Annotated in this window: 11 protein-coding genes; 6 read left to right on the top strand and 5 right to left on the bottom strand. The window is 48.3% G+C overall.

Translation table 11 applies throughout. The features are described 5' to 3' along the window. Together AB3N00_RS18965 and AB3N00_RS18960 are read left to right on the top strand one after the other, a co-directional pair. Complete coding sequence (locus tag AB3N00_RS18965) at nt 1-228, top strand: hypothetical protein (protein ID WP_175397241.1); 228 nt, start codon at nt 1-3, stop codon at nt 226-228. Nucleotides 229-357: 129 nt separating this feature from the next. Beyond that, nucleotides 358-1,593: a winged helix-turn-helix domain-containing protein gene (locus AB3N00_RS18960; RefSeq protein ID WP_413035964.1), complete on the top strand. Its 1,236-nt coding sequence runs from the start codon at nt 358-360 to the stop codon at nt 1,591-1,593. Between the two features lie 125 nt (nt 1,594-1,718). Here the strand turns inward: AB3N00_RS18960 and fabV are convergent, their stop codons facing one another. The 4 genes from fabV to AB3N00_RS18940 form a co-directional block, all read right to left on the bottom strand. Continuing rightward, a complete protein-coding gene (gene fabV, locus AB3N00_RS18955) occupies nt 1,719-2,909 on the bottom strand; it encodes an enoyl-ACP reductase FabV (protein ID WP_413035963.1) in 1,191 nt (396 codons plus the stop codon). A 174-nt stretch (nt 2,910-3,083) separates the two neighbouring features. Beyond that, entirely contained in the window at nt 3,084-3,701 is a 618-nt protein-coding gene (locus AB3N00_RS18950; RefSeq protein ID WP_413035962.1) for an SMI1/KNR4 family protein, read from the bottom strand. A 72-nt stretch (nt 3,702-3,773) separates the two neighbouring features. Beyond that, entirely contained in the window at nt 3,774-4,589 is an 816-nt protein-coding gene (locus AB3N00_RS18945; protein WP_413035961.1) for a class I SAM-dependent methyltransferase, read from the bottom strand. Nucleotides 4,590-4,664: 75 nt separating this feature from the next. Next, a complete protein-coding gene (locus tag AB3N00_RS18940) occupies nt 4,665-5,582 on the bottom strand; it encodes a helix-turn-helix transcriptional regulator (protein WP_413035960.1) in 918 nt (305 codons plus the stop codon). A gap of 334 nt (nt 5,583-5,916) precedes the next feature. On the opposite strand from AB3N00_RS18940, the gene AB3N00_RS18935 reads away from it, so the two are divergent. From AB3N00_RS18935 to AB3N00_RS18920, 4 genes are all read left to right on the top strand, one after another. Then, a complete protein-coding gene (locus AB3N00_RS18935) occupies nt 5,917-7,350 on the top strand; it encodes a glycoside hydrolase family 1 protein (RefSeq protein ID WP_413035959.1) in 1,434 nt (477 codons plus the stop codon). 189 nt (nt 7,351-7,539) lie between these two features. After that, nucleotides 7,540-8,682, top strand: coding sequence for a GerAB/ArcD/ProY family transporter (locus AB3N00_RS18930; RefSeq protein ID WP_413035958.1), 1,143 nt, complete (start codon nt 7,540-7,542; stop codon nt 8,680-8,682). Continuing rightward, complete coding sequence (locus tag AB3N00_RS18925; protein ID WP_413035957.1) at nt 8,679-10,178, top strand: spore germination protein; 1,500 nt, start codon at nt 8,679-8,681, stop codon at nt 10,176-10,178. The genes AB3N00_RS18930 and AB3N00_RS18925 overlap by 4 nt, the downstream gene beginning before the upstream one ends. Before the next feature lie 6 nt (nt 10,179-10,184). Next, nucleotides 10,185-11,297, top strand: a complete 1,113-nt coding sequence (locus tag AB3N00_RS18920; protein ID WP_413035956.1) for a Ger(x)C family spore germination protein — start codon at nt 10,185-10,187, stop codon at nt 11,295-11,297. 75 nt (nt 11,298-11,372) lie between these two features. Here AB3N00_RS18920 and AB3N00_RS18915 read toward each other — a convergent pair whose 3' ends face one another. Then, entirely contained in the window at nt 11,373-12,041 is a 669-nt protein-coding gene (locus AB3N00_RS18915; RefSeq protein ID WP_413035955.1) for a phosphatase PAP2 family protein, read from the bottom strand. Nucleotide 12,042: the final 1 nt, after the last annotated feature.

Below are 12,042 nucleotides of genomic sequence, written 5' to 3'. Positions count from 1 at the left end.
ATGGCACGTACCCAAACCCAAAAGGCATTACGCAGAGCAGAACGGTCAGGACAATATTGCCCGGAACAGAGCCGGAGAATGAACGGAGATTACGGTGCATTATCCCAGCATGTACGTCTCATGCCAACCAAACAGGAGAAATTGCAAAAGGTCAAACACAAGAAGCGGATCATCCAGGATGGTGGTGCTTCTTTTTATTTTGTCCAACGGGTATGCATGAGCGCATAAAAAATTCTTCCTTGTACACATCCTGGTTGGAATGCTTCATTAAAGACTGATAAAATGGATATTTCTGGCGAATACCTGCTTGACCATGAATCCTGTTAGAAGGGACGAATAATACATATGACCACCCCCATGCGCACGACAAAGACAGCTGTTCGGCGTTTTTTGCTGCACACCCAATTATTGCTGGAACGCTGGCCGGCAGCAGCGAGACCGTCCGGTCCTGATCAGGTCATGAATTTGATTCGTACATTAGGCTGCGTGCAGATCGATCCGGTTGCAGCAGTAGCCGGGAACCAGCATTTGGTGCTGGGTGCCCGTGATCCGGGGTACACCCCGGGATATTTACATACATTGCTCAGTGATCACAAGGTATTCGAGTATTTTGCCAATGCCGCATGTGTCATTCCAATAGAGGACTACGCACTTTTCGAACCTATACGTGCAAGATTGAGGGAACGGCTGGCTCCATCCCTGCAAGGTTTGGAAGGAACGGTACAGCATGTGCTGCAGCGCCTTGCGGAGGAAGGCCCATTACCCTCCAAAGCGTTTCGTGCGATTGATCGAGTCAGTGGATATTGGGATCGTCCAGATGCACCAAAGACCAAGGATACAAGCCTTGCTTTGAACCTGCTTCTGGATACCGCAGCCATCCGGGTGGTTGCACGACAAGGGAATGAACGATACTTCCAGATTACTGAATCGGATCTGCATCAGCAGGCACCTCACATAAGTGAAGAACGGGATGCTTATACACAACACCAAGCGCTTTTGGACAAATACATTTATGCCTATCGGGTGGTGGATACCCGTGATCCCAGACTCGGATGGTTGAAATGGAGCGCGGCTGAACGGCGTGCCCAGATCTCTGCACGAGTGACGGATGGACGATTGATTCCGCTGGAAATTGAGGGAGTAGGGACGCCTTATTACATTCGAGCAGAAGATGAAGAGATGCTGTTGAAGATGGAACAGGAAGAAGCACATTATGAGCCATCAGGTCCGGTTCGCTTCTTACCTCCATTGGACAACTTGTTGTGGAGAAGGGAACGGATCGTTGATTTGTTTGATTTCCATTATAAATGGGAGATTTATACCCCTGAATCCAAACGAACCTATGGCTATTATGCCATGCCCATTCTTCATGGAGATCGACTGATCGGTCGGATGGACCCCAGGCTGGATCGTAAAACGGGCGTACTCACGGTACGTTTATTAGCAATGGAAGAGGGTGCTCCCCCGGTGGAGGAATGGATATCGGATTTTCGGGAGGGACTTGCTTTTTTCGCCAGCATGCATGGAGCGCAATCCATCACGGTGGAAACGACCGCGCCAAAAACGCTAAAGAAACAGCTGAAGTCACTTTGATGCTGAGATGGATTCAAGGGATACGACGATTCACTCCACAAGTTTGAGATAACAAAAGGAGAGCCCGGGGCTCTCCTTTTGTTATGCCTTAATTCATTTGGTTTAGCGTACCGTGTTAACTTTAATTAGCGCAGATGCGGTACTTCAACATTGGGATCCACGTCTGCTTCATAGTCCACGCCATCCGTTTCGAAACCAAACAGCTGGAAGAACTCGCGGCGGTACCCTTCAAGGTCAGACAGATCGTAGATGTTTTCCGTGGTCAACTCATTCCAAAGTTTCGCCACTTCTTCCTGTACATCTTCTCTCATCTCCCAATCATCAATGCGGATGCGTCCTTTTTCGTCCGTTGGAACGTCTCCTCCGGCATACAGACGGTCTGCGAACAGACGCTGCAATTGCTGGGTACAGCCTTCGTGCAGCCCTTTTTCCTTCATGACTTTGTACAAAGCAGAGATATACAGCGGCACGACAGGGATTGCGGAGCTGGATTGAGTAACAAGTGCTTTCGCTACGGTCACATAGGCACGCCCACCTGTAGCACTCATGCGGTCATTCAGCTTGTGTGCTGTCGCCTCCAGATGATCCTTGGCCTGACCGATGGAGCCTTCACGATAGATGGCCTGCGTCAGTTCAGGACCGATATAGGAGAAAGCGATCGTGGTTGCGTCGTCAGCCAGCACGCCGCCTTGCTGCAGTGCATCCATCCACAGTTCCCAGTCTTCGCCGCCCATTACCGTTACAGTTTGGCGAATCTCTTCTTCGGTTGCAGGCTCAAGGGTAACGGAAGTGATTTCGCCCGTATGGAAGTTGACAGTTTTGTTCGTGTACGATTGTCCGATCGGCTTCAGCACGGAGTTGGAAACTTCACCCGTGCTCGGATCAGTACGCCGTGCGGACGCAACGCTGTAAACGACAAGGTCAACTTGGCCGAATTCGCTGCGGATCAGCTCAACCGCTCTTTCTCTCGTTTCGTTTGCAAAAGCGTCCCCAGTGATGCTGTACGATTTCAGGCCTGCTTCTTCCGCGGCCTTCTCGAATGCAGCAGAGTTATACCAGCCTGCGGAAGCGGTACGTTTGTCCGTGGAGCTGCTTGGGCGGTAAATACCGATCGTATTTGCTCCTGCGCCAAACGCGGAGACGATCCGTGAAGCCAGTCCATATCCAGTAGACGCGCCGATAACCAGCACGTTGCGTGGTCCTTTCAGCTCCGGCTGGGACTTCACGTATTCAATCTGTTCCTGCACCTGTGCGGCACAACCTACAGGATGGGAAGTTGTACAAATAAAACCACGCGTTCTTGGTTTAATAATCATTCATTTGCATCCTTTCATAATCAACTCTAGTGTCAGCATCCAGGCCAGATGCTCGTGTACATACTTCCTTATTGTAAAACAATTGTCTCCGAAACGGAAACCGTTTCATTTGTTCTCTCTTCAGAGGAACCGTCTTTTGGAATCTCTATTGAAGTTATCTCTACTCTATTGAAGTTATGAATGATGGCTGGACGCGAGCGGAATGAGCATATCCCGAAATGAAGTAAAAAGAGGTTTGGCCCAACCCTCAAGCTGTTCACGGCTTGGTGACTCATCGTTTACCAGGAACTCATGATCAAACCAAACGACAGCGTAATCCTCGTCCCCGTGTGGGTTACGGATATCCCAGCATACCGGTCCGGCATCATCTTCATATGTAGCAAATGGAACGTAGCCTTTGGAGATGAGTGGTTTCCAGGCTGACCACAGTCCATGCAAATCCTCTAATGGACGATCGGAGGGCAGATTCGGCAGCCCAATGACGAAATCGTCGTAACGGAGATAGACATTCAGTACATACCGGGTGCTAAGGAAGGCACGGTAAAGCGGCGGGATGGGAACAGGTAATTCACAGGATTGCTCAAGCTCACGAATCTGGTCTTCCGTTACCGTCGAAGGAAGCATTCTCCAGCGAACCCAGCCTTCTTCATCGACCGTTCCATCCTGCATTTCCACGGGCACGCCGTAGTCCTCCTCCTCCGTTTTGGCCGGATGGGACATCAGAATGTCGCGGTGAGGGGAGTCGAAGTACGCATCCAAACATTGTTCAATGAAGGCTCGATTTTGCTGCAAAACATTCGAATCATTCAAAGCAGTTCACTGCCTTTCTTTCCGGTGGAGTCTGGATAGTGGGTGATGAGAATATCAGATGATACCCAGGCGCATGCGGTAAGAAAATAGTACGGTTCTCGATTGTCCGTCAAATATCCGTGCTGCCAGCGCTCTGAACTCATCTGCAGCGGTTAACAGTTCATCTGCTCCCAGCTTGAGAGCGGTTTGCAAGCCGCCCTGGCTTAATGCCAGATTGACGTAACGATCCGCATCAAACGTCTCATGGTGATGAAACACAATCTCACGGACATAGCGGAACAGGCCAGATTGATTAATCTGCTGCAAATGCCCGTCCTTGCTCCATTTATGCGCCTGATTTTCCTGAGCTTCAAGTCTGGAGGCCTGCTCATCGGCTTCGGCGATCAACTGCTGGTAAGCTTGCTCCAGCTGCCAATCCAGGACAGGTGGCCAGTCACAGTCATAAGCAGCAAATATGCCTCCCGGCCGCAGTACACGTGCGAATTCGCGGAGTGTCGATTGCGGCTCCATCCAGTGGAACGATTGGGAGCATGTCACGATATCAACACTGCCGTCCGGCAGCCCCAGTTCATGGGACAACCCCGATACAAATCGCAGATGGTCAGGCTTGCCCGCCGCCTCCCATTTGGCCTCCGCCACAGCTCTCATGTCATCGCTTGGTTCTATACCGATAATTCGTTCAGCCTCATTAAGCCAGATCCATGAGGATAATCCGGTACCGCAACCCACATCTGCAACCAATCTCGGTTTGGTGCCGAGGTAGGTGTTCAGAATTTCCACGACCTCTGTCGGTGCAGACGGACGATTCTGGTCATATAACGTCCCGAAGCCTTTGAAACGTTCCACATTGTTGCGTCTGATGTCTTGCATGGACAAACCTCCTCTACAAAATGGATGAATTGAAGTTCATATAGCCCCTGGATGCTCAGGATTCCATTATATCATTCATTCTGCTTCATGCTTGTCATGAATGACATTTTGCAAGTGTTGCGCGGCCTTCATATGTCTCTGGAGCAATTCATGTCTAACGTGAGGAGGTCCAAGCACAGTCAGTTCTGCGCCAAATGACATCAGAAACGAATACAGCCGCTCACCTTCATGAATGTCCAGCGTCACGCGTAGCTGACCATCCGGCTGCTTGTCGATTCGGGATGGTTCAAAAAAATCATGTGCCCGATAAGCAATGGCGCTTGAAAATAACAACTCCAGGGATACAGGAGCGTTCGCAGTAGTCTTTCCCACATCGGCTACAGCGGAGGCTGAACGAGGCTCCTGCAGCCTTGGCAGCAAACGGAGCTCGGAAATCCGTTTCATCTTGAATGTCTGTCTTTCGGTATGAGGCGGCTTGCTTTCGTCCTGTCCTTCGATATACCATGTACTATTTTTGAAAATGAGTTTGATCGGTGCAATCGTCTCCACACTTGGTTCTCCGTCAGAGTCGATGTAGTTGAATGTCATCCCCTGCTTGGTCAGTATGGCCTGCTTCACCAGATTGAACATCTCTCTTTCCTGCGCAGGAATACTGCCCCATGGAGAGTAATCGAACTCGATCCAGTCCAGCTTGTGATCAAACATGGATGTCAGTCGTTTAAGCATATGGGCACTGTTCAGGTGGGGAATGGCACTGATGCTGTAAAGCCCAAGCAAAATTTCATTCTGATCTTCTTCAGACAGCAGGGACTTGTCCATGACATAGTTGTCCATCAGATGGATGCCACCATGTTTGCCCGTGGTGGTATAGACGGGAATTCCCGCCGCGCTCAGCCTGTCAATATCACGGTAAACCGTACGTACCGAGATTTCGAACAAACGGGCCAGTTCGGGAGCTGTGGTTTTCTTTTTTTCTAGTAACAGCAGCAGCATTCGAAATAATCGGTTATTTTCCATGCCTAGATTATACCATGACAACAGGTGTCAGGGTATGAATGCTACACTGGTGTAAAAGTCATATCAATTAAACAGGACTTAAAAAAAGATCAGTATTTCACCAAATGTGAAAGTAGTGGAGGGGACGAAATCGATTCTGGAGAAACAACGTGTTCGCCTTTATCATCGGATTTTTTCCTTGGAAAGGATAATAAAAAAATACGAGGATAACAGCGATCGGAAGAACGATTCGTAGCCGAAACGGCTACTTCACATGTTTACCAAAAGCACTGATATTTGAAAATGGGAAAAATTTAAAGGAGGATTTATCATGAAAATGAAAGACGGATTTTACTGGGGCGGCGCTACGGCTGCCAATCAATTCGAAGGCGGATGGAACAAGGGCGGCAAAGGCCCGAGTACATCCGATATGATGACGGGTGGAACCCACACGACTCCGCGGCGGATTACCCCAGTACTTGAAGAGGGCACGTATTATCCGAGCCATGAGGCCGTAGACTTTTACGGACATTACAAAGAGGATATTGCCATGATGGCAGAGATGGGCTTCAAAATGTTCCGCATGTCCATCAACTGGTCGCGGATCTATCCGAACGGTTATGATCTGGAGCCAAACGAAGAGGGACTGCAGTTCTATGACAATGTTTTTGCCGAGCTGAAAAAATATAACATCGAACCGCTGGTGACCATCTCTCACTATGAGACACCATTTGGTCTGACCCAAAAGTATAACGGCTGGGCATCACGTGAAGTAATCGATTGTTATACCCGATATTGTACAACCCTGTTCAACCGTTATAAGGACCAGGTGAAATATTGGCTGACGTTTAACGAGATCAACTGTCTGACCATGCCGATGGGAGCGTATATGGCGGCTGGCATCCTGTTTGAAGGCAAAGAAACGTTGACGGACGGCATTGACGATCCACAGACCCGCTTTCAGGCACTGCATCACCAGTTCGTGGCGAGTGCGAAAGCAGTTAAGCTTGGACACGAGATTAACCCCGATTTCCAAATCGGTTGCATGGTTGCGTTTATGACAACCTATCCGAACACCTGTAATCCAGACGATATATTGCTCGCACAGAAGAAGGATCAGCTTTCAAACATGATCTGCGGAGACGTGCAGGTGAGAGGGGCATATCCTGGTTTCGCCAAACGTTTCTTCGCAGAGCAGGGCATTCAGATCGAAATGCAGCCGGAAGATGAGCAAACCCTGCGTGAGGGCTGCGTAGACTTTTATTCCTTCAGCTATTATATGTCCCTGGTTGAAAGTGCGGATGAGTCTCTGGAGAGAGCAGAAGGCAACCTGCTGGGCGGGATCAAAAATCCGTACCTTGAAGCTTCCGACTGGGGCTGGCAGATCGATCCGAAAGGATTGCGTTACACACTGAATCATCTGTATGATCGCTATCAGGTGCCATTGATGGTAGTTGAGAACGGTCTGGGTGCAGTTGATGTGGTGGAGGAAGACGGCTCCATTCAGGATGACTATCGCATTGATTATTTGAGAGGTCACATTGAGCAAATGAAAGAAGCGGTAGCTGATGGAGTGGATCTGATAGCCTACACGATGTGGGGATGTATTGACCTGGTCAGCGCATCGACCGGAGAGATGAAGAAGCGTTATGGCTTCATTCATGTGAACAAGGATAACGATGGAAACGGCGACCTTAGCAGAACGCCGAAGAAGAGCTTCCACTGGTACAAAAAAGTCATTGAATCCAATGGCGAAGAGCTGTAGATTAATGTAGTAAAAAAGAGATATCGCACCCGCTTGTTCCTTCGAAGGGAATAGGCGGGTGTTTGCTTTTGAATAAAAAGTTGAATTATTTACATACTTAACTCAAGCAACTGAACATAAGTGCAGTGAACGCAAGACGTGATCATTTCAGCAGATTCATATGATTCGTTCAGAAAAGGGGAGAACTCTGTGAACACTTCCGGGAACCGCTACAGCATGTCGCCCATTCATCTGTTTTTTGTGCTCTATGTAAGTTTGGTTGGTGTCGGTTTGATGAATTTTCAGTATAAAATGCTGCGAGGGGCAGAGAAAGATGGATGGATCAGCATTTTGGCCGCGGCTGTCATCATCTCCATCATTATGAAAATGATGTTTGTTCTGCTGTCTCGCCAATCCCCCGATCAATCCTCTCTGGTTCATATCAATCAACGCTATTGGGGCCGAATTGCAGGTTCGATCCTGAATTGGATCTTTATTGTATATTTTATGCTGGGCTCCTTCGTAGCTTATCGCTCCTATATTCATATTATCCAGCTATGGATTCTCCCAACGCAAAATAACTGGCTGCTGGGCATGGTGGTCCTGGTACTTATCTATTACTGTGTTTCGGGCGGAATTCAGTCGGTAAGTGGGATGTGTCTTTGGGGAACCCTCTTCATTCTTGTATTTGTATTTCCCCAGACATTTCTGGTCTCTTCCTATCTTCATCCCCGAAATCTTCTTCCTGTATTGGATCATGATGTCGCCTCCTTATGGCTGTCCACACGGGACATGCTCCATGAATTTATCGGCTGCGGCATTCTGCTGGTAGTCTACCCTTTCATCAAGACTCCTGGACGTTCGCTCAAATGGGCTTATGCCGCGGTGGTCACTGCAACTATAGTGTATCTGATTTTCTTCATCTATTCTTTCATGTACTTCAGTCATGGACAGATGAAAGAACATTTATGGCCAACCCTGAGCCTCATCAGCATTATTGAAATGCCCTTGATCCAGCGAATGGAGTATCTGGTGTTATCGTTTTGGCTGCTTAAAATCCTGTCCATCATCACATTGGGCCTGTGGGCAGCTTGCCATTGTCTGAAGCTGGATAGATCGATTAAGCCCAGTCTAGGCCTGAAATTTGCCATGGTTATTTTCGCAGTACTGTTGTTTGTTATTCGTGACACTGTGGATATTGATAAGGTTACCGAGCTGTACACCAGAATGGGCGAAATATTGATTCTAATATATGTCCCACTCGTATTTCTGTTCTCCTTGATCCGGAAAAATCTGGGGGATCACACTGGTAATCAGGATATGTCAGATCGGCATAAAGGAGAGGGAGCATGAATTCACCTGTCAATGATGTGAAGCAGGGGTCCAGGTCACCACAAGACCCGCTGGACCCATGCCGCCGTTCCGATGATTTTATGATAAGTGCCATGACGATATCCGGGATGTCGGTTGAAATCTGTTACTATAAAACGCTCGTGGACAGCCACCTATTGGAAGTCGTCATCCATTCGCTGCAGGAACGTATCCCTTCAAGCGAAGAATTGAATCTGCATGACGTGCTCTCACATATTCCCATAGAGGAAACCAAAGTTACCGATCAAAACGAGGAAATGGTCAAAGCCCTTCTTCAAGGCGACCTGCTAATTCGTCAGTGCGATCAAATCCAGGAGGCGCTCCTTGTTCCCATGCCCGGTAAGGAAGGGGTCAGAAGTGATAATGATACGGAAAATGAATTCAGTATCATCGGCCCAAAGGTCGGATTTGTCGAGGCATTGCCGGTTAACCTGCATTTGATCCGTATGCAGCTGCGGACACCCAATCTGATCGTCAAGGAGATGACACTGGGCTCATTATCCCAATCCAAAGTGGCCATTCTGTATGTGGATGGCATAGCGCACCCTGAGAACGTGAGCAGGATGGAGGAGAGGCTGAAAGGAATTGATTTTGACGCTGTATTGGATACCTCGCAGCTGGACCAGCTTATAGCCGATAATTCACTCACGCCCTTTCCACTGTTTACGACGACCGAACGAAGGGACAGAGTGATCTTTGCCCTGATTACAGGGCAGGTTGCGGTCATTAGCGAGGGCTCGCCAAGCTCTATAACGGGTCCATCAACGTTATTTGATTTTTTTGTTTCGCCGGAAGATTATTATTTGCCTTGGGCGCTCGGTTCCTTTTTTCGCTTAATCCGCATTTTTGGTGTCATTTTCTCGCTGTTTGCCTCCGCCCTCTATGTGGCATTGATGACTTTTCACTACGAAGTGATACCCAAAGAGCTGCTTGGCAAATTGATTTCGTCCAGACAAAATGTACCGTTCCCTCCTTTGGTGGAAGTTATATTTCTGGAAACCACCATTGAATTTTTGCGTGAAGCCGGGGCCAGGCTGCCGAACCGCATTGGACAGACGCTGGGTATTGTAGGCGGGATTATTCTTGGGCAGGCAGCGGTGGAGGCCGCACTTACCAGCAATGTGCTGATCATTATTGTATCCCTGTCAGCGCTGGCTTCCTTTGTGACACCGATCTATAAAATGTCCAACGCCATTCGTTTTCTGCGATTTCCGATCATTATACTGGCTGCCATCTGGGGGGCATTTGGCATCGCGATTGGACTCTGCTTCCTCCTGGTCCATCTGTCGAGATTAAAATCGCTGGGATCGCCTTATATGGCTCCTTTTTATCCCATACAGTTCCGTGATTTGAAAGACAGCCTGATTCGTGCTTCCTATGAGCAGACGGATACGAGACCCAGCTACTTAAGGCCCCTTTCCATCATCCGTTACAAACCAGGCAAGATCCACCAAGCGAATCAGCTGGATGAGGAGTGAGAGAGGATGATGAGACTATCCAAAATAATACTGGCCGGAATGGCGATGCTGCTGCTCAGCTCCTGTCAGGATACGAGCATTGTGAACGAAATCAGTCTTGTCCTTACTTCCGCGTATGACCGGAAAGATAATCAGATTCACAACAGTGTGCTCATCGGTGAGTATACCGACAAAGACAAAAGTGATGTCGAGCTGCTGGAGATCGACTCAACCAACAGCTTTGATGTCATGCCAAGAATGAATATGCAGGCAAAAGAGCCGATTGAATATGGTCAATTAAGAATGATGGTGCTGGGGAAGGCCTATGCAAACCACGGCATTGGCGATATTCTGCGCGTACTGTCCCACAATACCCGTGTGTCCAGGCGTATGCAGTTTGCTGTGGCAGAAGGAAAAGCGCTGGATATTATTAAGGCATCCATTCCGGCTCATGACCCCTTGTATCTGATGAAATTGATCGAGCAGAACTCCAATTTTGCCAACCTGCCTCATTTCAATCTGCATCAAACGTTATTCCAATATTTTAGCAAAGGGCAGGATATCTACCTCCCACGACTACGATTGAACGATCAGGGAAAAGTGGCTCTGGATGGCCTGGTGGTATTCAAAGGGGAAAAGGCTGAACTTCTGCTGAGTGAGGAAGAGGGGCTTTGTTTAAAACTGCTCACAGAGGACGCCAAGAATGGCAAGTTTCTGGCACCGATCAATCAGCTGGAGGGAGCGCAGAAGCAAGCGTCTGAAACGACAGAGAACAGTGCGCTGATTAGAATTTTGTCTTCCTCGGTAAAGCATGGGATGGCTTCAGAACCACCGGCAACGACCCTAAATACGACCATTCACATTAACGCTTCGGTAATCAAGGCTTCGCGGAATGATTTTCTGTTATCCGGTAAGCAGATGAAGGAATTGGAAACCGAAATGAAAAGTCATTTGGAATCCAAAATCAATCAATTGATACGGAAGTGTCAGAAAGAGAATGTAGATCCCGTCGCATATGGAGAGTATGTACGAAGCCGTACGCACCACTGGAGTCATGAAAAGTTTTATAAGGACTATGGCACGATGGACATCCGTGCTTACGTGAAACTGAATCTTGTTCAGGATGGTATTCAGGAATAGAAAGAATGAACAAAGACCCGCTCTCAAACTCGATTTGAGGATGGCGGGTCTTAGGTATATTCCAATTGCAGTGTCCTATGTCAAAGGTTTGGAATGAAGCAGGGACATTCGCTCCAAATAACGCTGATAGAACCAAATGCATATGGCCAGCCAGCTGCCGCTCAGAAAGTAACCTCCGGCAATATCACTGGGGTAATGCACACCCAAATAAATACGGCTCATGCCGATGATCAAAATAAAGGCTGCACTTACGATTATCATCAACACACGTCCTGTCGCTGTAGGGATATGCTTCCAGATCAGAAAAGCCAGTCCGCCATACAAGCTGAACGCCGCCATGGAGTGTCCGCTCGGGAAGCTGTATCCACTCGCTTCTATAATCCGGTGAATGGTAGGCCTTGCACGCTGAAATGCCAGTTTCAACAAGGTGTTCAGCAATGTGGAGCCTACAATGACCGCTGCCAAAAACAGAAGTTCCCGCCTGTGTCCCAGGAAAAGATACAATACAACCATGGAAATGATCGTGATGATGATGACCAGCAATCCGCTGCCAATCCAGGTGAATACCTGCATCCACTTGGTCATGCCGGGTGCTTCCATACCCTGAATCCATCCGATCAGGTTATCATCAAACCGGTGGATCTGGTTATCGCTGATGGACAGGGCTATCAGTGCAAATATGGTGAGGCTTAATGCTGCTATAAGCAGTGGGATGGAGAAGTTCTTTTTTCCATGCTGTATCAAA

The organism is Paenibacillus xylanilyticus, assembly GCF_047246825.1.
GTDB lineage: Bacteria > Bacillota > Bacilli > Paenibacillales > Paenibacillaceae > Paenibacillus > Paenibacillus xylanilyticus_B.
The sequence above is the reverse complement of the archived record's forward strand: the minus strand, read 5'-3'. Positions and strand labels throughout refer to the sequence as shown.